The sequence below is a fragment of the Kriegella aquimaris genome, assembly GCF_900103215.1.
Classification (GTDB): Bacteria; Bacteroidota; Bacteroidia; order Flavobacteriales; family Flavobacteriaceae; genus Kriegella; species Kriegella aquimaris.
The window spans coordinates 142,267-164,591 of the sequence record NZ_FNGV01000006.1; the positions used below are offsets into that span (position 1 = coordinate 142,267).

The window sequence follows — 22,325 nt, forward strand, 5'->3', positions numbered from 1 at the left end:
CCTGAAATCAATGAAGAAGTATCAAGTAGAGCAACCTGATGGCACTAACGTCATTATAAAAAAGATTTATCAACAGGCGACAAGCGGTGAAAATCAGGTAGGGAGTACCAATGAATTTTATATCTTTTATCGTGATGAATATGGTGCTTTTCGATATGGTGCAGGCGGTAAGTATAGGTCTAGGTTAGCGCCATTTACGAAGTATTTGACAGAATTAGCTCATTTTTCTGAAAAAATCGCTTCCTTCCATAAGGGTAAATTAAAATTAGGAATTGCCAATAAAGATAGGGTTTACGCTCTTATTTCGAGTTATGTTGCAAGCTTCCTTAACAAGGAGGGTTCATTTGAAAACGGATCTTCGATAGAAAAAGAAAACCTTAAAGAACTGACAGAACTCAAGAAATATCTAACAAATGAGATTGACTCTTTAGCACGATATTACTATACGCTCAAAAGTTTGACCTTATTTTTGGTGTTCGTTATAGTCGCAATTTTCGTATGGTTTTATGAGAGCAGATTGGCCAATTCTGGAGAGCTTTTCATACATTTTAGTGAAAATTTTTCGAATTCTGTTTATTTGGCCGCAGCAGGAGCAACCGGAGCCTTTATATCTGTTACACAAAAGATCAATAACCTGAAAGCCGATCTGTTTTTACCACAGCTAAGGTCAAATTTAGATTCCAAAATTAGAATTTTGCTAGGTGCCCTTTTTGGAATTTTGTTGGTATGGATGATAAAGTCCAATTTTATACAAATTGTTGATGGCAGTAAATTGGGATTTAATTCTTTAGATAGTGCCCTTCTATCTTTACTTGTTGCAGCTGTTGGCGGTTTTAGTGAGCGAATAGTGCCCGATATTTTTAGTAAGAAAGAAAAAGACTACCAAAGTGAAAATAGCGGTAATGGTGACCAAAATAGATCACATGGTGGCGAGAGTGGCGATAAACCAAAAGTTACAAATGGAAAAAATGGTCAAGCAACACAAACTGGAACGTCAACCGAAGCTGGAAATAGTAATGGCAAGAATGATATTGGACAAAATGGGAAAAAGGGAAGCAGTGATGAGGTCGGACAAAAGGAACCAAAAGGCGATCAAACAAATGAGGAGATTTTGACTTCAACTTTGACGGAGGAGGAAAGAATTGAAACACCAAATTCCAAACAGTTTAATGATATCAAAGAATCAGAACTAGATCATTTCTTGAATCAAATTAAAGATTTAAACTTTGAAAGTTTATTTTCTGGACTAACTATTTATACAAAAGCCCTAGTCGAATATTTTGAAGAAAAAAATTTAGATACCGAATCATCCAAGAAAGTTCAAATAATCTTTAATCAAACCCTTGAGGAGGAAAAAGAACTGGTGGGTGGTGATATGAACAATCCTTTTTTCAAAACATTAAAAGGTATTAGAGAAATTGACTCTAATTTTAAAATACCGAAAAATTTGGTCGAAGCTGCCATGGAGAAAGAGTATAACTACATGGTTGAATTATGGGGAAGCGCCGAATGGCTCATGTTCCCTGGAGCGAGACTACTTTTCAATTTTTCAAATGCCTTTAAGGATACACTTAAAGAAAACGGTTTTGTGGTAGATATATATACACCAAAAGAAGCAGATTTAGATAGTTTAAAGTTTGCAAAAGATATTGGAATCAAGATTCTAACCAAAGAGTTTTCTGCTGAGCCAAAGTGGTATCCATTTGTTTTATTTATAGGGTATTTGATAGCTGAAATATCGAACAACAATTTAAGAACTTATTATGAATGTCTGGACCTGGAATACCTAAGGAAAAATATGTACAATTAACTGTTGTTTGAGTAAAGGCTTGATTTTAGGTGGCATAAGCGTACGATTAGTTTGTATAATGATTAAAAAGTTGAGATGAAAAACCATTTTCAGTTAGCTTTGAGCTTTAAAATATGATTCCCAAGGATTGTGAATTAAGAAGTCGATTTATTTAGGACTATTCCAAAAAGAGTAAATAGAAAATTGTCTGGGGCATGCCCCCACTAATTTTTTTTCTAATCTTGCCTGCCGGCAGACAGGTTTTAAATATTTGCACGCTATGAAGAAAGAGGAACCAATGTACATTATTCTTGTTATCCAATTTTTAAGTTTTTAGTGGTTGACCATTTTTACTTAAAGATTCAATAAAATTTGGCGGAACTTCTATATATTCGTTTAGTCCTGTCGTCGATAGAAAGTCGTTGGAGAATACCTTTGCCATTTCTTTAGAAAGCAACCAACTTCTGCATTTTTTCCAATTTTCCGAGGATTTTCCATACATTTCATTAACTAGATTTGGAAAAGCCCAATCGGCATTTTTACCCCAATGCAGCGTAAAGGGAATGTTATTGTTCTTTAATACTTCAATCATTTTTGTGGAATAGTCCATCAGAGGAATAATCTTATCCTTATCTCGCCACTGTATACCGTCTATCTCCACCATACAGGTAAACGGAAATTTAGAAAAGGCCAGTGTGCCCTTAGATTGCTTTATAAACCGCATAGCGAAAATACCTGGAACAGGATGCTCACGAGTTAGTTTAGCCAGTAATTCCATGGCTTTAGATGAATGGGTATGGTCTACTCCAAATGAACAGGCAAACGCCTTTCCCTGATATCCGGCATCCCAAAAAATTTCAGACAATTTCCCTACTGTTGTTTTTTCTTCTTTCGGTAGTATGGAAGATTTTAACAGATTTATGAGTTTGGGTATTGATTTTGGAATTTTTCCTGCAATTTTGATGAACAAGTATATAAGATCCAAATACACAAATTCTTTCTGAAAAGGTATAGGGTTTCCAAAATCTACCATATAATTCTCATAGTATTTTATTTTGTAAATGAACTCTACAGCATATTTTTTCTCATCGGTGTTGTAGGGATTCATAAATATTTTGTAATGAAATGGGCGTACCCCTTTGAAATCTGTATTGGGAATCTTGGGGTCATAGTTGCTAAAATCCAATGTATCTGCAAGTTTCAGCGCTTCAGCCCTATCTATCTTCCTAACATACCTATGGAGCAGGTACAAGTCTTCGGCCTCTATGACAACTCCGTGTACAAAACCCATTGATCCCAGGCCAACCAGGGCGGCATTGAAGATCTCATCATCTCGTATAATTTTAGCAGCGTTGAAGTTTGCAGCGTAAGTATCTCTCAGTGCTGGCTTTGACTTCCGTTCAAGGTAGATATTGTCTTCGGGTTTAGGGCCTGTAATCAGATTGAGCCCCACAACATAGTCCTGTACCGAGCCTACATCAATGGTAGAACCGTGTACTCCTGTAGAAATACAACCTGCAATGGTTTGCCCGTTACTCGCCCCTGTTGTCTTTAAAGATTTACCTCTGCGTTCCAGGTAGCCTGAGATTTCCTTAATTTTGTTTCCGCACTGGAACCAATGCAGATTACTGTGTTCATAAGTGGAATCCTTGTGTATTTCACCTTCGAATATGGGAAACTTGAGATTCATAAAGCTGTTATAATGCATCCTATCCTTACAATGCGCTATGTTGGACATTGACCATTTGGAACCAATGGCTCGAAACTGTTCATTGTTGTCTGCCGCTTGTTTTATCAGCTTTTGAATTTCCTTTGCCGCGTCATTGTATTTTTCAAAATCAGTAAGCCCTGAGGAATTTTTCTCCAGCTTTGTAGTTATAAATAATTTTAAAGCAAAGGGGCCATTCTTATGAAGGGTATTCCAACGTTGTCGCTTTTCTATAGTAGTTCTTGCCATATCACATGCTGTTTTCCTGTATACATACATATTTGATTTTCACTTTCTTTTTACGACCAAAAGTGATGGCATTAAGGAGAATGCCCCCAAAAGTAGTTCTGTATTCCACCGTATGCAGTGCTCCTGAATCGCAATCAGAAATATTAAAATAATGCTCGCCTGTTGTTAATTTTCTACTGACAACAGTATCCAATGTACGTACATTATACCCGGCCCAGGCGCTTTCTTCTTCGTCGTCTCTTGGTTCCCATTGTCCATTTGCTACCTGGAACCGCACAGAATAACAACTGCCCAAGGTTAAGGCTAGACCTAAACACAACAAAATTTTGAATAAACGCATAGCTGAAGTATTTAAAAATGTTAACTCCAAAAAAGCAATAAAATAGGGGGGAATCACTAAGGTGATAAATAAAGTTATCAATTTATTTGATAATCCTACAAGATTTGAAAGAAAGATGTGTAAATGGTTGGATTTTTTGTATAATTCGGAATTTTATTGACAAAAGAGTCTCTTTTGGATAAATATCGTCAAACTTGTATTCCGTATCATCCATATATGGGGCAAGCACGCTGGATATGCCATTTTAGTTTTACTATTTTGAAATTTCGAGCTTAGCTTTTACACGAATATTTAGAGAAATGAACGATATTACCCCATTTCTAAGCTGGAATTTAGCCTGATACTTTTTGGGAATGTTGTTAGTATCGCTGTCACTTAAGGCGGCGTAACAAACCATACTGATGGCATATAACGGTAAAATCCATTTGAAGCAAAAAAATAGGCCATACTCGAAGCTGTTTCCTGAACATCCCACAATTGCCAAATAAAAGATGATAACGGCAAGACTGATAAAGGCATGGCGGTAATAGCGATGCATCAGGAGTATCAAGCCCGAAGCCGAAACATAATATAGCAGGATGACCGAAAGAGTATTCATAAGCGTTTAAATGCCAATTGAACTGGATGACCGGGCCAAGTCCATGGCCTTCTTAAACTGTTTAATAGTTTTTAATGCCATTTGTACTTTATTCGTAGGAATGTTCACCTGCGGAACCCGTACACCAACTTTACCTAAAAGTTTGAATGCTGCACTGCGCTCATTAGTGGGGAGTCCGAGTAGGCGTGCGAAATACTCATGTGGATCTTTGATATAGGTTTTTCTAGCTTCGTAGGATTCTACAAAATTCCGTTTGTAGTTGAATAGGGTGTCAAAAGTGTTTTCAGCCCTTTTATAAAATAGGTTACGGTTAAAACCTCGTTTGACCATCTTACCGTTTAACTTGCTTTCCGATTCCATGTATTTGCTGCCAGGGGATAGGCTATACCGGTTGCTGACATCTTTTCTGCTCACGATAATATGAACGTGGGTTTGGAAACCCGGCTTTTTCATTCCCTGTTCAATGGGCTTTCCATATATTTTATGGGGTATTTCAGCTTTAAGGCTTTTAATTTTTTTGGTTTTTGATGAAATATTACCAGAAAGTTCCCCGCGCTCTATTTTGCGAATTTCATTTTCAAGTCTAACGATTTGTGCACGGTACGGTTGATTTTCTCGAACCTCCCGGTCAAAACCTTTGAAGGTTCGTTCGTGTTCAATTTTTGCGAAGTATTTAATATCTTCCACGGTAACCTGTGGGTCGCGATGAAATGAGGCAGCATAGTCCTTCATGACCTCCCTCACGTACTTCCTCAATTGTTCAGGGTCGTTGTTGATAGCCTTCAGTTCCTGTTGGCTCGGATTGATGGTCAAGGAATAGAACTTAGGTTCTTCCTTTTTGAGTTTGGCGGTATTCCCATCGATCTCTTTAACAACCTGTTCCGGTGGTATCCGGTCATTGTTTTGGTCAAAAAAATGTTCTTGCATCTCCGGCAGGACGCCCTCATTTTCTTTTTCCAAATAATCCACAAAATCGGAAGCGCTCTGAGAAAAATTGTTGTCTAAATGCTGTTTTGTAATGCTGATGTACATGATTCAAACTGTTTTAAGTGATGCTTTCAAATGGTTGTATTCCTCGAGGTTCATATTCAAATACAATTTTGATCTGCCGAAACTTGATCTTGAGACTTCTACTTTCTCTAAGGTTTCCATAAACTGTTGCTGCAGTTGTTCGAGATTTTGCTTTATTATGGTATTCTCTTTCTGCAGTTCTATGGTTTCAAATGCCGATTTAAAGAAGGCGTCATCTTTAACGGGCATGCTTGGTTTGATCGAAGAAGATGATTTTTGCTGCTTGTTCTTTTGTGGCGCATGTTCAAAGAGCAGTTCCATCATGGCCCTGGTGGGATTCACTCCATGCTTTTCAATATCTTTCACAACGGCTATAAGGGCATTGATGCGCTTTTTAATATTGGTTTCCATACCTCTGATATTAGGACCAAAATCCTGAAAGGGCGACATTTGGTATTTGGTAAAAAAGTCCATCATGCCCTCCAGTACATCGCTATGGGTCTTGCCATGTATCTTGGAGAAACTCCGGAATCTAGTCAGGGTATCCACTCTAAAATTAATACGGCCAAATTGGACTTTCATCGTTTTCTATATTGATTAGGATAGTGCACCTTAGTGTTTATGGGGCTTCACATAGGAACTATCCTATCGGTTCTGGTTTTTACGGTTGGAAAATAACCGTTTTGAAATTTTAAAACGCTGGAATACAGTGATTTGAATATTGATAAATCATTGCAACACTGCGCTAGCATGTTGCCCTCTTGCTCTTCCTTTTTCCTCCGCAGGAGAAAAATCCAGCTCTATCCCAATTTAGTTTACCGTATTTACAGCCAATCCGGATATCAAAATTTTAAGAGTTTTTGATTCGAACTTTTGAGGAATATTCAGGTTTTGGCACAAAAAGCTAAAAATTACCAAACGCAAAAAGGCAACCGAAAAAGGCTGCCTTGTATCGATTCAAGTAATACTATTTTAGATGGTAAACTTGAATTTGTAGTTATAGAGGTTCTTAATGGCTTCTTCTTCCAGGAGCGCATCGAAGTCCAGGGAATTTTCGGCTGCGTACGCTATTAAGTCCTCACCAAATTTCCGTTCGACCTCTTGCTTCGATAGTTGCATGAGCTTTTCTTGGGTTTCACGGTCCAGATTGTTGAAATTTAGACAAAACGGTATTTCAATAGTTAGGTCCATAATCGCTCAATTTTTCATTAACCCATTGTCCCTAAAACTAAAATAGTTACCATCGGGAAGTATGATCAGGTGGTCCAAAACCCGAATGTCGAAAAGTTCGGCAGCCTGTTCTATTTTTTTGGTCAAGGTCATGTCGGCACCACTGGCTTTGTTGGTTCCCGACGGGTGATTGTGGGCAAGGATAATAGCCGTAGAAAGGGTTTTAAGGACAACCGTGAAAAGTATTCTCAAATCTACCAGTGTCCCGGTCAATCCGCCCGAAGAAATTGAAAAGTACCTTTCACTTTATGGGCATTGTTAAGAAGTAGCACCTTAAAGGTTTCCTGTAATCCGATAGTGTTTTTATCCCAGGTTCGGTATAACAATTCGGCAACCCTATCCGACGAGTTCGCAGGTTCCGAATTTAGTACCCCTAGTTTTTCGCAATAACTTATTTGAATTTCATTAACTTCGTTTTTCATTGTTTTCTTATTAAGATTGGACGATGAAAAGGAGGGCGTAACTTTCCACGGGAACGCCCTCTTTGTATTTTAATATTCACTCGGTAACATCAGCGTATTATTTGTAAAAAATAGTCGGATTCGCTCCAAAGGGAAATCCGTAAGATGGTACTTCCGTGTCTCAAGGATAGTATTGTTCCCATCACTATATTCTATAATAGCTTCGTAGCCCAACGCTTCCTTCTTTTCTGGCGATAGCTTCTTTAAATCCACGGTTACGAAGGGGCTTCGGTCCATCAGGCTTTTGGCGATGACCGATGCATCGGTAACCAACCAAAAGCAGTTTGCCGTATTGGCCAGATACAGGATTCCATCCGTAATGATCGTATTTAGCAACGGAATCTTATGTAATGATTGAGTTCCGCTGAATGCTGAAAGGGCATTTTGTAATTGTTGTTCTCCTAGTGCTTCCATACCTATTGTTTTTAATTTGTGATAAGGATGCCATCCCGCATGAACGGCATCCATGGAATTGACTTTAATCGGTAGTTGTTTTATCCGTTTTAGCTCCCAATAGGAATATTTCATTCGCTACCACTTCGGTAACATAGCGTTCATTACCCGCTTTGGGCTCGGTATAGGTTCTGCTTTTCAGTTTGCCCGATACTGCAATCTGCTTGCCCTTGCCCGCATACCGTTCCACAATCTCAGCGGTCTTGCCCCAAGCCACAATGGTGTGCCAGTCGGTTACCTGTTGCTTTTCCCCCTTATTGTCCTTGTAGGTTTCATTGGTGGCCAAAGAAAACCGCGCCACTTTTTTACCACCATCGAGTTCCGTTACTTTAGGGTCATCCCCGATGTTCCCTAACAGGTGCACATAGTTTCTGATATTGCTCATAATTGAAAAAATTTAAGGTCCGCCTTTAAGCAGACGTGGTTAATAATTAAATTGATAGTTGCTTTAAGTGATTTACTTATTACACCTAGAGCGTTTTCCTTTTTGTTGTTTCCCGCCTGCCGGGCGGGCTGGTTAAACTTTTGTTCCGCTTCATTTTTAAGGATTTGATATGATTTCATGATTTCCGGTTTTGATTTACTTCCCACAGAGCCGCCGCTGTTACCTTTTTTGTTGCTTAACGCTTTACAATATTCAGGCTTGGTAAGGCGTATAAAAAGGGAAGCGGCTTTATGCCGCCGTCCAAGAATGAATGTTGTTTTTTCGCTTTCAAAAAAAGGAAAGGGTGGGGTCAGGTCGTAACACAAAACCCTTAATCGAGAAGTTTCTAATGCCTATGAAACGGAACAAAAACGGAATGAATAATTTAGGTCAAACCTGCCTTTGCCGGCAGGCAGGCGGACTCTATTCCAAAGTTTTATATTGGGAACGAAGCCTTCCTGCCAGTTTCGGCGGGATAGAGCGAAGTGGAAATATACAACTTTGGGATTGTGTCCAAGAGAATTGGGCACGAAGCGCTTTGCCCGGAATGGAGCACTGAGGAATGGAGCGGGAATGGGCTGAGGGGAAATTGGTAAGGCTGCAGTAGGAAGGCCAGATAAAATAATTTTTAGTAAAAGAATGTTAGAAGTTACTGTAAAAAAAACGTTTAGATCAGAAATACTCTAGGGTGAATAAAAGGTTAACTGAATTCATAGGTAACCCTCCTTCCTAGGCGTTAAAATAGCGACTGTTTAATAAAGCGATAAGTAAATTCAAAGAGTCATTTATCTCGACCTATAATTTTAAATTAAACGCTAACTTTATGGTATGACAAGTGAAAATAAATCCATTCAAATGGACTTCTCACAATTTGAGAAGGCGATATCAATCCTGAAAAAGGAGCAAAGAAATAACTTGTTTTCCCGTCGTCAGGATATTATTATTAAAGGTCAAAATATTGGCTTGCTAGTATTTTTAATAATTTCATTAGTTAATACATATCTCAAAGAATTTTTAGAATTAGAAAGTATAATTTTTAAGCTTTTACAGATTGTATTACTCCTCTCATTCATAATGTTCATTATTTGCCTGTTTTTAGGATTACCCTTTCACATAAGAATTTATAGATTTAACCGACAAATTAAGAGGTTGGGATTAAGTGATGTACTGGACAAACCTTGGAAAAGTGGAGAAAATAAAACAAGGATATCCAACACGCTTGATGGAATTGCATACCTACTTGGGTGGGGTTATATTTTATTGATACTGATAATTCCATTTATATTTTATTTTGTCACATTTGATGAAATAGGTTTAGTTCAATACCTACTACTTTTTTAGGGAAGGCTACAAGATGAAGACTTGCTAATTGAACTAAAGAAATGGTTGAAACCTTTGGAAAAATAAAATCTTGTCAAAATTTGGGATGACAATGAAATAAGAGCCGGGGATAAATGGCTTCAAGAAATTGAAAACGCACTTGATTCTAGACCTTTGGGCATTTGCTTTTTACTTCTGTATTATATTCCTATACTTTTTGGTCTGTCCACTGTTCCAAACATACTCTACATTACTCCTGACCATTCAAGACCGTTCAAAGCGCATCATTTAAAAGGTCTTGAACCTTATTCATTTTCGAAAATAAAAACGAATGAAGTTCGCTTTGATAATTATATCTTTAAGTTGAACTTTAAAAAAAATCAAAACCCTTGAAAAAATCATTAAAAAACACAGCTAATATAGGTTTTATTTCAAAGGGCTTTATTTATCTGGTAATTGGACTGCTTACCCTTTTGGCAGCCTTGAACATGGGTGGTGAGAGCTCGGGAACCAATCAAGCCCTGAAGTTTCTAAAAAGACAACCCTTTGGACAAGTGCTGCTGATGGTTTTGGGCATAGGTTTGCTGTGTTACTCGTTTTGGATGTTTGTACGATGTTTCAAAGACCCCGAAAATATTGGCAATGATAGAAAGGGCAAAATGATGCGTTTCGGGATTTTAATTACTGGGCTGGTCTATACCTTTTTAGCATTCCTCTGCTTTTACCACTTGTTTACTTATTCTCCGGAAGGCAGTTCGGGTTCCCGTTATATCAATTTATTGGGACCATCCCTCGTATCGATTCTTTTTATTGGTATTGGTGTCATTTTGGTGATTCAAACCATCATCCTAATGGTGGGTATTATTAAAGGCGGTCTGTTAGATCAATTTAACCTTGAAGGTCGTAAGGGATCATACATTATGCGACTTGTGGGCAAATTCGGCTTTTTTTCGCGGGCTTTTATTGTGGGTATTATCGCCTATTTCTTTTTACGGGCCGGATTGTATTCTGGAAGCCACGAAATAAAGGGTGTCCAAGATGCTTTTTCGTTCTTAGACCAATCTAACTTCGGCACAGTTTTGATGGTTTTTACCTCGGTGGGGTTTATTTCGTACGGCTTGTTTTTTATCTTTCTTTCCAGATATAGAACTTTTGAAGACTAATAAAGGCTGATGCGGACCGGACTTATTGGAACTGGGTATGATATAAAGCTCAAAAGGTAATGGGTTTATATTTTGAGTGGACTTTTGCGGGCGAAAATAATATAGCGTAAAAGGGCAACACGATATCATTTTAGAAGAATGTACGGCAGGACTATTACAATGGTATTTAAGTAAAGATAAAATTTTTAAATTTCTCGAAGATAGTCTAACGAATAGAGTCGAACTTCAAAAATAAATAAGAATAATTCAACCATTTGACTCTGCAAATGCATTTTCCATTTCTATATAATCTTGGGAATAAGTAAAATGATGCCTTCCTCATCCTCGGTCAAAACACCGGCCAAGGTCTTATTTGCCCATATTTCTCCCTGTCGAATCACTTATAGGTTTAGTGCTTAATTCGTGCCCGAAAAACAATAAAACCTGATTGATTTTATTCGTCATCAGATTAGGTTTTCCTTGCTCCAATTCACGCACAAATCGAAGCCCGACTCCAGTTGTATCGGAAAGTTTGACTTGCGTCAACCTAAGTTCTTTTCGCCGCTGGCGAATAAATTGGGCAATGGAATTATCTCTATTCCAATCATTCATTGCTATACCTCTTTGGGTACAAAATAGTCAAAATATATCATATTATACCTTTTTGGGTATAATATATACTTATTTATACCTGTATAGGTACAAATTATAGCCTTGGTGGTTTCTTGGTTGAATTCAATCTTATCTACTATCCTGTTGAACCTTTATAAAAAAACTCTAATGGCCTCCTGCAGTGAATTTCGTTTTTACTCATCATAGCTTATCCGGTCTCGAATACCGCCACTCTCTCGGTGAATAATCACATCGGACTTGTATTTCCGAGCTAATCTTTTGGCCTTGTCGATGGCCGTGCTCTGTTTTCGATGTTTGCTAGTTATACGTTGGTTGCCCTCGCGACGTACAGCCCAACCCTCTTCGTAGGGTACCACATGTTGGTGCCAAGTTCGGCCGCGTTTACTTTGTTGCGAGCTGTTAAAAAAGACTTCCAAGAGGTCTATGAGGGTCCGTAACCAAGATTTGACGTTTGTCATATACGATTATTGTTGTTTCGAAGATACCAATATTTCGTGTTTTATTGAGCGGTAAATTAAAGTGACGCTAAGCAGGCAGCTTGTGATGATTTTTGTCTTTGGCTGATACAATCAAAAATTCAGTGTATTGGGTCCTTCCGTATCCTGGGTTTTGAATACATTGGACAAAGGCCGCAAACAGTTGGCCAATAATATCATTAAAACACAAACTCGGAAACTATGAATACAGATGTAAAAAAGATCGAAAAGAGATTACAGGAAGTCGTTGAAAAAAATGAAGATGCCATTAAGGGTTTCGACAAGGCGGCCGAAAATTCCAAGGATGAGGCTATCAAAAGCTATTTTAGGGGAAGGATCGAAAATAGGAAGCTTTTTCTGGTACAGCTCAAAAACGCAGCTTCCGGACTTGATCTGGGCGACGGTGACATCGATGGAAGTACCAAAGGGAGCATGCACCGCACATGGATGGATGTAAAGGCTTTTTTTTCCGGTGATAATGATGAAGCTATGCTCGAAGAGGCGGTACGCGGTGATAAAGCGGCCATCGAAGAATACTATGAGGTGCTGGCCGAAACACAGGTTCCCGCCCGAATAAAGGAAATTTTAAGGGAACAGCGTGACTTTATTCAAAACGATCTCGAGACTTCCCATATTCTAGAAGAACATAAGTAGAAATAATTGATTGGTTAATCCAGAATCAAATTTAAATGACGGGGCCCTATTTGGGCCCCGCTTCTTTTTGGAGGAGTCGCTCTGCTAAGACATTCATTAAATGGGCAACTATTTGGTTTTTATCGGCTAAAAACTACCAACTGAAAACCTAAAAGCAAAATAGATTTTTGCCTATTTTTTCTACAACTCAAGAATTCGCCATCAAATATTCCACATTTTCTATATTGGCCCTATGGTATGCAACAAGCCGATTTAACGAGAGGGAGTAGCCAAGGTTTTTGATGGTGGGGCTGTGGTCGCTTTTAACAATATCATGAAGGTTTTCAGTGATTTCATTGACTATGGAGTCCGAGGTGTTGCCAGGGTTGACCTCCATTTTCCGTAGCATCTGGGAAGTCTGTTCTTCGCTCGCGCAACTAAATTTCGCATAACTGCTTAGAATAGTTTTCACTTTTTCATTGAGAAAACTGATATCACTACCATCGAAATAGGTATTTACCTGTTTGGCGATAGCATATAGGTTGCTCAGTTCTTTTCCTAATAATTCTTTCTTGGTCATATCATTTGATTCAAGTTCATATTTTTCTAACCCGAAATTGGGGTCTTTGGGAAAAATAAATATTCAAAGGCACTTCTACGAACCCATTACATACAAATAGTGACCCATTTGGCCCTTTTTAAGGTTACAGATTTAAAGCGTTCAAGACAAATTGTTTTCAAGTACAAATACCGTTTAAAACGTCATACCTTCAAAGGGAATAAACATAGATATGAAAAATATACGGTTAACACTTCCCATAAAAATTCCCTATCCCGTCTTGCGACAGTTGTTGGAAACCAAGCTAATTGGAATGGAAATCGGTACAAATGAACGAAAAAGGGGTCAAATTTCACGCTTGGGCCTACAGGTAAGCCCATTACCAGAATATGACATAATCTTAGGGCTACGCGTCGGACTTGTGCGCAAAGTGTTGTGGACCGAAGAAGTGCCCCTCTATCTTCACGCTGTCCTGGCCTTTGACCCCGAATCGGGTCGACTGTCGGTAGGCGCTTTTAAAATCGATTTTGAAACTAAGAACGTTGTGTTGGACAAAGCCCTGGCATTTTTGGCCAATCGCATATACTACCGGAAAGTGCTCGACAAGGCATCTGTCAATTTAAACGAAATGATAGCCTCAAAAATGGCAATATTGAACGAAAAGTTGCAATCGGGCATTTCCTCTTCACAAGGGATGGTTTTTAACGGAAATATGGAAAATATATCGATAACTCGAATTGAGCCGGGTCAGGAGTATATTGTCGTGTATGCACGTTTTAAAGGTGGGGCGGAAGTGACCCTGCAAAATCTCCCCGATATGGACTTTATATGGTAATTTTTATTTCAGACTGCCTGTCTTTTTGTGGGAACTCATCCCCGCCAATTTCTCCCTTAAAATCGCCATATCTTCCTCGACCTTCGAATCAATGATTTTGGCATAATGTTGTGTTGTCCTTAAATTCTTATGGCCTAACATTTTGCTAACCGTTTCAATGGGAACACCATTGGTCAAGGTCACCGTTGTGGCAAAGGTATGGCGCGCCAGATGCGTAGTAAGATTCTTTTTGATATCACAGCGGTCGGCAATTTCCTTTAAATAGGCGTTGGACTTTTGATTGCTCAACACGGGAATCACGCACTTTTTGTTGACCACTTTGGGGTGGTTTTTATATTTTTCTATAATGGCCATCGCCGTAGGCAAAAGCGGAATCGTAAAACCGGTATTCGTTTTAGAGCGTTTCGATTTGATATAATAACCGCCTTCTGCATTTTCTAGAATTTCGTCGGGAGTCAAAGTTTGAATATCGATATACGCCAATCCTGTAAAGCAACAAAGCACAAACATATCCCGGACGATGCCTAAGCGCGCTCCTTCGAATTCTTTGTCGATAAGTCGCTGTAGTTCTTCTTTTGTCAAAAACTCGCGTTCTACGGTCTTGAATTGCACTTTGTAGTTGTAGAAGGGGTCTTTGCTGATCCAATCATTACCCACGGCAATTCGGATGATCTTTTTAAAATTATTGACGTATTTTAAGGCGGAATTATGGTTACAGGCTTTGGTTACCTTTAAAAAGTATTCAAGCCCCTTGATAAATTTTAAGTCCACATCCTTTATCGGAATATCGTTTTTACCGTATTCGCTTTTAATATATTCCGAAACATGGCTTCGGGTAGTGTGATATCTTTTGTAGGTTCCTAAAGCGAACTCAATCCCGACCAGTTTTTTCATTTGCTGGTTGTGCTCATCAAAGAGTTTTACCAACATTTTTAGTTTGGCATTCTTTCCTAAATACTTGTCTTTGACATCATGAACCGTAAATGGACTACCTTCTTCAATCAGCTGATGCTGAATCTTGTTCACTTTATGTCGAATAGTGGTCATAAATCTGTTCAGCTCTTCCGCTTCAATAGTTTTTCCCTTCAATTTGTTCATTCGGGAATCCCATTTTTCAGGATCAATTTTACGATGCAAACTGATAGATGTTCGTCTCCCATCTACCGTAATTCTTAGGTATAACCCTGCTTTTCCGTTCTTGTCGCGGCGCTCATCTTTTAGGTAAAAAAGGGTTGAAAAAGAATTCACGTATTTTTAGGTGTCGATTTATACCAAATAAAGGTATAAAAAATAAATTATATAAATTTGTAATAATCTAAAAAAGAGTGAATTACAGAGAAATCGACACCACTTTTTAATTTTTAAAATAGGTGTCGATTTGGTGACTTGTTATATGGTTTCATGTACTTTCTTCTGAATGAAAATATAACAAAAAACCCTGTAAATCAGCGATTTATAGGGTTTGTGGGTTGAAATAGTATCATTTCAGTGGAGCCGGAGGGATTCGAACCCTCGTCCAAACAAGCAATTACAAAGCCTTCTACATGTTTAGTTTCTAATTGATTTTCGATGCGTACCTGACTAGAAACAGCCTAATACACACTTAGCTTCTTAAGGTTTTGGTGGCAGTACCAAAGCGAATACTGCCCTTATATCGACATTTATGGTGCCCCTAATTGAATCGCCGTCGACAGAGGCTATTCAGGAACATCTCGCTTCTCTACCTAGTAGAGACGAGGCTAAATCCTACTATAATTCGGATTAAGCGGCAAGAGCGTAATTGTTATCGCCAATTAAAAGTGTGAAATATGAGATTTACGAGCTGTATCCCAGCGCTCGACATGCTTACATTGCCATTGGTCTCGCTGTCAAAACCAGTCGGCCCCATAATGAGATAGGCGCGCTTTGCGTGCCTTAAACGAATAATGCCCTGAATTCATTTCAAGACCTTCTTCTCCCATTGTTTTTTCAAAGAACTTAACCCCGCCCCGCTGCTTTGGGGTCTCAGAGACTATTTATTACACTGCAATACTTGAATTTGAACTTACCCTTTATCTTAGTGCGTTACCCTTTGCGGCAAAAAGCCTTAAAAGGTCGGGCTATCGGCTGTACAAGGTACTTGCCTCTATCCCTAACGCATAACCCAGATTTTCAGTACACACCCATTTGCGAGCACAAAAAATATTGGGCAGCAAAGCTAAGAAAAGTTTGCTTACCCCTGATAATCCTGTTACATTTAATGCAAACTTTGTACCAAGTCTATACTATGAGCACTTGCATTGAAAATGAGGTTTCTGTTTGTAAAAAAAAAGTCTGGTATTGTTAGCCATTAAAAAGTAGAACGAGACATCTTTACAAGTCGAATTATTTTAATCTATTTATTATCAATCAATTAAGTAATTAGAAGAACGTGAAATTCGGAATCATTAAAGAACGTAAAACACCGCCCGATCAACGTGTGGTGCTAGCACCAATTGCCTGTCAAAAAGTCTTAGAGAACCATGATAAGGCCGAAATCAGCGTTGAAGCCTCTCCCATTCGCACGTTTACCGATGCAGAATATAAAGCATCAGGTATCAAAGTGAATAACGACATGTCTGGCTGTGAAGTGCTCCTTGGAGTTAAAGAAGTACCGATAGACGCCCTTATTCCGAATAAAAAATACTTCTTTTTTTCACATACCATCAAAAAACAGCCATATAACAGAGAACTTTTGCAGGCTTTATTAGACAAAAATATCGAATTCTATGACCATGAGGTCATAACAAACACAAAAGGTACACGCTTGGTCGCCTTTGGTCGGTATGCCGGTATCGTTGGGGCCTATAATGGTATTCGGGCCTATGGATTAAAGTTCGGACAGTTTGATCTTCCAAAGGCCGAGACGCTTACGGACCAAAAGGCACTGATAAATGAACTTCAAAAAATAGAGCTTCCTAATATCAAGATTTTACTGACCGGTAAAGGTCGGGTAGGCAATGGGGCCAAAGAAATGTTGGATGGTATGGGCTTAAAGGAGGTCGGTGTAAAAGCATATTTAGAAGATGCATTTAACGAACCTGTCTACTGTCAGATCGATATTTCCGAATATAACCTAAGAAAAGACGGCGTAAAAGGTTCGATGACTGATTTCTTTGAGAATCCCGAACAATATAAATCCAATTTTTTGCGATTTGCAAAAGTCACGGATCTCTATATCGCGGGTCATTTTTACGGTGATGGAGCTCCCTATCTCTTTACACGTGACGATGCAAAGTACCCCGATTTTAAAATTAAAGTGGTGGCCGATATCAGCTGTGATATTGACGGTCCCGTCGCGACAACAATTCGAGCTTCTACCATCGCCGAACCAATTTATGGTTATGATCCAAAGACCGAAAAAGAGGTAGATTATAAAAATGAATCTGCCATTGCGGTGATGGCGGTCGACAATTTACCTGCCGAACTTCCCCGAGATGCAAGTGAAGGTTTTGGCGATGCTTTTGTGAAATATGTAATTCCGTCATTTTTTAATAATGATGCCGATGGTATTTTAGAAAGGGCCCGTATGACCAAAGACGGAAAACTTACCGAACGCTATGCCTATCTACAAGGTTATGTAAATGGGGAAGAATAGATCTTGATTATCGCTTTTCCCGAATAAATTAGGGTATCTATGTTTTTATAAAAAGCCTCGACCAATGGCCGAGGCAATTGTATACTTCTTGTTAATACTTTTTCGTTAATCGGTCGAAAGCTTCCATTCGATAATGGGGTGCTCCTTGGGTGCGGTATAGGCTCCCAATGCTTTGAGTTGCAAGTCGATATTCTTCAAGGGCTCCAAGGTTTTAATCTGTAAGGTTTTGGTTTGGCCTGCTGCTACTTCAAAAACAGGAGAACTACTGTAAAAGGTATAGGGCATTTCATTTTCGAACAAAAGGTCACTGCTCGAGATATTCTCAATCTCAACTTTCAACACTTGCGTTTTCTCAATATAGGAGGCACTGTTCACCCTAATGCTAGCTTTTAACAATGGTTTTAGATATTCTGGGCGACCGACCAAAAGCGAATTGTAAACTGCTACGGTGCGGCCGGCAAAGAGTGCTTCTTTTAATCCTTCCAAGCTTTTATCCTTGGCGAAGACCAAGGTAATTGGGCGGTGGTTGCCTTTTTCGGTATAGCTCCAATCAACGAGTCCGTGAATATCACTCGTGCCCATAATGGTCAAGTTATGTTCTAAGGCCAGCGCCAAAGACTCTTCGGAGTAATCGGTCGTGTTGATGACCTCGATACCATGTAATTCCCCTTTTTTGGCTCTCTCGATTTGAAAATCGCTCCAAACAGGGTTGCCTTGGGGGCGTTGTCGGTGCCAAGCGGGATGATTCCAAAATACAAAAGCGCCCTGCTTATTCGCTTCGGCAAAGGTGTTTTCGGGCCTTTCTATTAAAAGTTTGTTCGCATCCGAAATAAAAATAGCATTATTATGACCGACAGGCGCAGAGCGCGTTATCTCCGAACCTCGAACAATCAGCAGGTCATGTTCTTTAGCTTCGGCCAATGCCAAATCGAAGGATCGGTTACGGTCTGGGTGCGGAATATCTTCTTTATGGGGCTGGTATTCTAAATGTTCGGTTAACGAAATGGCGTCCAAATTTTCTCGAAGGGCCTCTTGTACGCGAATTGTAGGCCATACATTTCCGTCGGAAAAAACAGTATGCATGTGTAAATCGGTCTTCAGGGTATTATATCCTTCAATATCGGGATATGTCATAGGTTTTGCCCCACTATGGGAATGCGATTGGGAATAACCGTTATATAAACCTAAAAGGACAAGGAACAGCAGTATTTTTTTCATGGTGGTATATTTTCTATAAAAATAAACAACCTGATGAAAACTTGTCTAAAGCTTAGATTAAGTAATGTTAAAGTTTGGCATCCCCTACATTTATGCCGTTGGAGCCACGAAGAAAAGCTTTTAATGCCCAAAAGATACCCAGATGAAACTTCCGAAGCACATGAAAAAAAAGTAAATTAGTCTACCAAATACAAACGGGTCAGGCCAGTATTTGCTGTTTTAAAAATAATTTTTACCGATGAATCCCGCAGAAGATTACATCTTACAACAATCCGAACCCCATCGCAGTATATTGCTGCATCTGCAGTCGGTTATTGAACGCACGGTTCCCGATGCAGTTTTAAAATACAAATACAAAATTCCCTTCTATTATGTCAATGGCAGACGGTATTGTTATTTAAACCAAAGCAAAGATTACGTAGACCTTGGTTTTTGGAACGCCGCCCACCTTACGGTCAACCTTGAATATATGACAACCGCAGGCCGTAAAATGATGAAGTCGTTACGTTACAAGTCGCTTGACGAAATCGACAATACTATTTTAATCGAAATATTGCAAGATGCCTGTTCGGTAGGTGATAAAAAGTTTTGGAAATAAAGTGCACGTTCAAGAATTATGTTGGAGTTGAAAAAAAATCCCAACTCCAAATTCCTAACTATTCCTTGATAAGCCCCTTATCTTTATATTCCTCAATGAACTGGTTATCAAGTTCATCGGAATCTTTATATTTTTTACGTAATTCCGTGAGTTTTTCTTTCATATCTGCAACGATATCGGCGTATTCGGGATCATTGTAAACATTGTTGGTTTCGTTGGGGTCTTTTGAGTGGTCATAGAGTTCCCAGACATCAACATCATAGTAAAAATGAATCAACTTGTACGCTTTGGTAGCTATCCCATAATGCCGTTTTACGGCATGTTCCGCAGGAAATTCATAGTAGTGGTAATACACGCCATCTCTAATCCATTTTTCTTTTTCTCCCTTTAACAGAGGTACTAGGCTTTCTCCTTGCATGTCTTCCGGAGCGGTGACACCTGCAACTTCTAAAAAGGTCTGGGCAAAATCAAGGTTCTGTACCATTTCTTCCTCAGTGGTTCCAGGGGTAATGACGTGGGGCCACTTTATCAGTAAAGGTGTTTTGAAAGACTCGTTGTACATAAAGCGCTTATCGAACCATCCGTGCTCACCCAAATAAAATCCTTGATCAGAGGTGTAAACCACAAGGGTATTGTCGCTGAGGTCGTTGTCATCCAAATAATCTAGTAAACGACCAACATTTTCATCTACACCAGCAATGGTTCCCAAGTAATCTTGCATGTACCGTTGATATTTCCAAACCATTAGCGTACTATCGTTCATCTCAGGAAAACGGTTCGCAAAGTCTGCGTTGATAGGATCATAAATGGCATCCCATGCCGCTCTTTGTTCAGGGTCGAGGCGCCCTATGCGGTTTCCGATAGTATTCCAATTCTTAATGTCAAGTTGTTCGGCAACACTGTCGGTCACCTTCAAATCATATGAAAGTTGCATATGCTTTAATATGTTCATTTCAGCGGGACCAGCGGTAGTTTCACGAGTCACATAATCATCGAAAAGTGTTTCGGGAAGTGGGAAAGTTTTTTTGGTAAATTCTTTATAATGTCGTTCTGCGGGCATCCAGGTTCTGTGTGGCGCCTTGTGCAAATACATCAACATAAAAGGTTTCTCGGCATCCCTTCTGTTTTCAAACCAGTCTATCGCCAGATCGGTAATAATATCGGTGACATACCCGGTAACCGTAGTATCTCCAGTTGCGGTAATAAATTTTGGGTTGTAATAATCGCCCTGTCCCGGTAATATTTTAAATTCATCGAAGCCTTTGGGGTTGTTGCCAAAGTGTAATTTTCCGAACATTGCCGTTTGGTATCCGGCCTTCTTCAATAGTTGAGGAAAAGTAACATTGGTCGTGTCAAAAGGGGAGATGTTATCAATTTTTCCGTTGACGTGCGAATGTTTACCAGTCAATATTACGGCCCGTGAAGGGGCGCAAATCGAGTTTGTTACCGAAGCATTGGTGAAAAGCATGCCTTCTTTGGCGATACGATCGATATTCGGAGTTTGGATTAATCGGTCATCGTATGCACTAATTGCTTGGTAGGCATGATCATCTGACATGATGAAGACAATGTTGGGTCTTTTTGCCTTGGTTTCTTTTTGAGATTTTTCCCCGCACGACAAGATGACAAGGCTTCCGATAAGCAAAAAATAGCATGTTAATTTCTTCATTCTGTTAGATTTATTTGGCGAATTGATTCAAGACCGATTGAAACTTAGTCACGGTGGCTTGTATTTCGATGGATTGTTCTTTTGTGTTCAAAGGATTTTTTTCCAAGGAATCTTTTGCAAGATTATAAAATTCCCCGTTACCGTACAATTTCCAATCTTTATTCTGTACATACCTTCGGGATTCGAATTTGCCCCAATTGGGAGCGTAATGGCAAAAAATCCATTCGCGGGTATTTTCATTTTCACCGAACAGTTGTCCGTAAAAACTGATTCCGTCGGTTTCTGATTTTGGTAAAGAGGGCTGCCTGGAAGCTTGTAACAGCGTAGGTAAAAAATCAGTAAAATCGATAAGGTGGTTATTAATCTCACCGGGTTTTATTTTTCCTTTCCAATTGGCAATAAAAGGTACTTGGGTACCGGCATTTGTAGTGTGCCCCTTGTCTCCTCGTAGCGGTTTTCCATTTACGATAGAGGTTACGTCCCTGTCCGTTCCATTGTCTCCGATAAAAAGAATTAACGTATTCTCTCTAATTCCTAGGTCTTCCGTTTTCTGTACAATGTCTCCTACCAACTTATCCATATAATTCACCATTTCACCAAAATAGATCGGGTCGTTGACTTTTGATTTGGCATCGAAACTTTTAAACTCAGGGTTGTCAGGCACGGGCACAAAGGGGTCATGGGTCAATACCATAGGGTAATAGATGAACATGGGGACGTCTTTGTTTTCCTCCATAAAAGCTTCAATATGCTTCACGAAAACATCCGGACCATATTGGTTTGGGAATTTGACCGTGCCTTTTTGGTATGTGCTCAGCAATGGGTCTTTGTAACGAGAGCCTATTTGGTCTATTTGCCATAAACAATGGGCATCGAAACCCGCCTGCTCTGGTGTTGAACCTATTTTCCCGCCTGCTAATTTTTGTTGATGGGCATTCCCCAACAACTGCCATTTTCCGGCAATAAAAGTTTTGTATCCCGTTGCTTGCATAAAGTGACCGAATGTTTTTTCCTTGGGGTCGAGCAATCCGAAACCAATATAGTTTTTATGATTATACTTGCCCGTCATAAGTTGTACTCTCGATGGTGTGCAGAGGGGAGTGGCATAACATTGGTCGAAACGCATACCTTCATTGGCCAATCTATCTAAATTCGGAGTGGCATAGCTATCGCTTCCGTAAACGCCTAAAGTCTCTTGGCCCAGGTCATCTGCCATAATCAAAATAATATTCGGCTTGGTCTGAACTTTTTTAACCTGTGCTATTGCAATTGGAGTATGTAAAACGGCTAGAAATAGTAAAATAGGAACTAGGCTTGTGCCAATTATGTGATTAGTATACTTTATAGAAAACTTCAAAGGCCC

23 protein-coding genes, 1 other RNA gene and 1 pseudogene are annotated in these 22,325 nt (G+C 39.3%); 8 read left to right on the top strand and 17 right to left on the bottom strand.

Features of this window, described 5'->3' with window-relative positions; genetic code table 11:
* Nucleotides 1-10 precede the first annotated feature (10 nt).
* Nucleotides 11-1,810 (top strand): hypothetical protein, encoded by a 1,800-nt coding sequence (locus BLS33_RS13540; protein WP_089890083.1) that lies wholly within the window; start codon nt 11-13, stop codon nt 1,808-1,810.
* Nucleotides 1,811-2,114: 304 nt separating this feature from the next.
* Here the strand turns inward: BLS33_RS13540 and BLS33_RS13545 are convergent, their stop codons facing one another.
* From BLS33_RS13545 to BLS33_RS13590, 9 genes and pseudogenes are all read right to left on the bottom strand, one after another.
* Nucleotides 2,115-3,746 (bottom strand): FAD-binding protein, encoded by a 1,632-nt coding sequence (locus tag BLS33_RS13545; RefSeq protein ID WP_089890456.1) that lies wholly within the window; start codon nt 3,744-3,746, stop codon nt 2,115-2,117.
* A 1-nt stretch (nt 3,747) separates the two neighbouring features.
* Nucleotides 3,748-4,086: a hypothetical protein gene (locus BLS33_RS13550; RefSeq protein WP_143017614.1), complete on the bottom strand. Its 339-nt coding sequence runs from the start codon at nt 4,084-4,086 to the stop codon at nt 3,748-3,750.
* 604 nt (nt 4,087-4,690) lie between these two features.
* A complete protein-coding gene (gene mobB / locus BLS33_RS13560; protein ID WP_089890093.1) occupies nt 4,691-5,716 on the bottom strand; it encodes a MobB family relaxase in 1,026 nt (341 codons plus the stop codon).
* A 3-nt stretch (nt 5,717-5,719) separates the two neighbouring features.
* Complete coding sequence (locus tag BLS33_RS13565; RefSeq protein ID WP_143017615.1) at nt 5,720-6,277, bottom strand: BfmA/BtgA family mobilization protein; 558 nt, start codon at nt 6,275-6,277, stop codon at nt 5,720-5,722.
* Between the two features lie 390 nt (nt 6,278-6,667).
* Nucleotides 6,668-6,886, bottom strand: coding sequence for a hypothetical protein (locus BLS33_RS13570; protein WP_089890098.1), 219 nt, complete (start codon nt 6,884-6,886; stop codon nt 6,668-6,670).
* A gap of 6 nt (nt 6,887-6,892) precedes the next feature.
* Nucleotides 6,893-7,347, bottom strand: a pseudogene (locus BLS33_RS25430) (JAB domain-containing protein).
* 69 nt (nt 7,348-7,416) lie between these two features.
* On the bottom strand, nt 7,417-7,914 hold the full coding sequence (locus BLS33_RS13580; protein ID WP_245731446.1) for a DUF6876 family protein: 498 nt from the start codon (nt 7,912-7,914) through the stop codon (nt 7,417-7,419).
* Complete coding sequence (locus BLS33_RS13585; protein WP_089890100.1) at nt 7,865-8,224, bottom strand: single-stranded DNA-binding protein; 360 nt, start codon at nt 8,222-8,224, stop codon at nt 7,865-7,867. The genes BLS33_RS13580 and BLS33_RS13585 overlap by 50 nt, the downstream gene beginning before the upstream one ends.
* On the bottom strand, nt 8,221-8,589 hold the full coding sequence (locus BLS33_RS13590; protein ID WP_089890102.1) for a hypothetical protein: 369 nt from the start codon (nt 8,587-8,589) through the stop codon (nt 8,221-8,223). The genes BLS33_RS13585 and BLS33_RS13590 overlap by 4 nt, the downstream gene beginning before the upstream one ends.
* Before the next feature lie 29 nt (nt 8,590-8,618).
* Between BLS33_RS13590 and BLS33_RS13595 the strand changes: the two genes are divergently transcribed.
* The 3 genes from BLS33_RS13595 to BLS33_RS13605 all read left to right on the top strand — a co-directional run bounded on the left by BLS33_RS13595 (nt 8,619) and on the right by BLS33_RS13605 (nt 10,746).
* Nucleotides 8,619-8,822 carry a hypothetical protein gene (locus BLS33_RS13595; protein WP_089890103.1) on the top strand — a complete coding sequence of 68 codons (204 nt, stop codon included), beginning with the start codon at nt 8,619-8,621 and terminating at the stop codon, nt 8,820-8,822.
* Nucleotides 8,823-9,091: 269 nt separating this feature from the next.
* Nucleotides 9,092-9,604: a hypothetical protein gene (locus BLS33_RS13600; RefSeq protein ID WP_089890106.1), complete on the top strand. Its 513-nt coding sequence runs from the start codon at nt 9,092-9,094 to the stop codon at nt 9,602-9,604.
* A 368-nt stretch (nt 9,605-9,972) separates the two neighbouring features.
* The gene (locus BLS33_RS13605; protein WP_089890108.1) at nt 9,973-10,746 is read left to right on the top strand and encodes a DUF1206 domain-containing protein; all 774 of its coding nucleotides are present in this window, start codon (nt 9,973-9,975) and stop codon (nt 10,744-10,746) included.
* A gap of 348 nt (nt 10,747-11,094) precedes the next feature.
* On the opposite strand, the gene BLS33_RS13610 is transcribed toward BLS33_RS13605, so the two are convergent.
* The gene (locus BLS33_RS13610; protein WP_089890110.1) at nt 11,095-11,337 is read right to left on the bottom strand and encodes a helix-turn-helix transcriptional regulator; all 243 of its coding nucleotides are present in this window, start codon (nt 11,335-11,337) and stop codon (nt 11,095-11,097) included.
* 194 nt (nt 11,338-11,531) lie between these two features.
* The gene (locus BLS33_RS13615) at nt 11,532-11,816 is read right to left on the bottom strand and encodes a DUF2188 domain-containing protein (RefSeq protein ID WP_089890112.1); all 285 of its coding nucleotides are present in this window, start codon (nt 11,814-11,816) and stop codon (nt 11,532-11,534) included.
* Nucleotides 11,817-12,035: 219 nt separating this feature from the next.
* On the opposite strand from BLS33_RS13615, the gene BLS33_RS13620 reads away from it, so the two are divergent.
* Nucleotides 12,036-12,488, top strand: a complete 453-nt coding sequence (locus tag BLS33_RS13620) for a ferritin-like domain-containing protein (RefSeq protein ID WP_089890114.1) — start codon at nt 12,036-12,038, stop codon at nt 12,486-12,488.
* Nucleotides 12,489-12,675: 187 nt separating this feature from the next.
* Here the strand turns inward: BLS33_RS13620 and BLS33_RS13625 are convergent, their stop codons facing one another.
* Nucleotides 12,676-13,047, bottom strand: a complete 372-nt coding sequence (locus tag BLS33_RS13625; RefSeq protein WP_089890117.1) for a hypothetical protein — start codon at nt 13,045-13,047, stop codon at nt 12,676-12,678.
* A gap of 211 nt (nt 13,048-13,258) precedes the next feature.
* Between BLS33_RS13625 and BLS33_RS13630 the strand changes: the two genes are divergently transcribed.
* Entirely contained in the window at nt 13,259-13,861 is a 603-nt protein-coding gene (locus BLS33_RS13630) for a DUF4403 family protein (RefSeq protein ID WP_089890121.1), read from the top strand.
* A gap of 3 nt (nt 13,862-13,864) precedes the next feature.
* Here the strand turns inward: BLS33_RS13630 and BLS33_RS13635 are convergent, their stop codons facing one another.
* Together BLS33_RS13635 and ssrA are read right to left on the bottom strand one after the other, a co-directional pair.
* Complete coding sequence (locus BLS33_RS13635; protein WP_089890124.1) at nt 13,865-15,109, bottom strand: site-specific integrase; 1,245 nt, start codon at nt 15,107-15,109, stop codon at nt 13,865-13,867.
* A 238-nt stretch (nt 15,110-15,347) separates the two neighbouring features.
* Nucleotides 15,348-15,747, bottom strand: a transfer-messenger RNA (tmRNA) gene (gene ssrA / locus BLS33_RS13640).
* 524 nt (nt 15,748-16,271) lie between these two features.
* On the opposite strand from ssrA, the gene BLS33_RS13645 reads away from it, so the two are divergent.
* Complete coding sequence (locus BLS33_RS13645) at nt 16,272-17,477, top strand: NAD(P)-dependent oxidoreductase (RefSeq protein ID WP_089890127.1); 1,206 nt, start codon at nt 16,272-16,274, stop codon at nt 17,475-17,477.
* 105 nt (nt 17,478-17,582) lie between these two features.
* Here BLS33_RS13645 and BLS33_RS13650 read toward each other — a convergent pair whose 3' ends face one another.
* The gene (locus BLS33_RS13650; protein ID WP_089890130.1) at nt 17,583-18,695 is read right to left on the bottom strand and encodes an Sb-PDE family phosphodiesterase; all 1,113 of its coding nucleotides are present in this window, start codon (nt 18,693-18,695) and stop codon (nt 17,583-17,585) included.
* Between the two features lie 238 nt (nt 18,696-18,933).
* Here BLS33_RS13650 and BLS33_RS13655 point away from each other — a divergent pair, with 238 nt between their 5' ends.
* Nucleotides 18,934-19,293, top strand: coding sequence for a DUF1801 domain-containing protein (locus tag BLS33_RS13655; RefSeq protein WP_089890134.1), 360 nt, complete (start codon nt 18,934-18,936; stop codon nt 19,291-19,293).
* 58 nt (nt 19,294-19,351) lie between these two features.
* On the opposite strand, the gene BLS33_RS13660 is transcribed toward BLS33_RS13655, so the two are convergent.
* Nucleotides 19,352-20,962, bottom strand: a complete 1,611-nt coding sequence (locus BLS33_RS13660) for a sulfatase family protein (protein WP_089890138.1) — start codon at nt 20,960-20,962, stop codon at nt 19,352-19,354.
* Between the two features lie 10 nt (nt 20,963-20,972).
* Nucleotides 20,973-22,319, bottom strand: a complete 1,347-nt coding sequence (locus tag BLS33_RS13665) for a sulfatase family protein (protein ID WP_245731447.1) — start codon at nt 22,317-22,319, stop codon at nt 20,973-20,975.
* Nucleotides 22,320-22,325 lie beyond the last annotated feature (6 nt).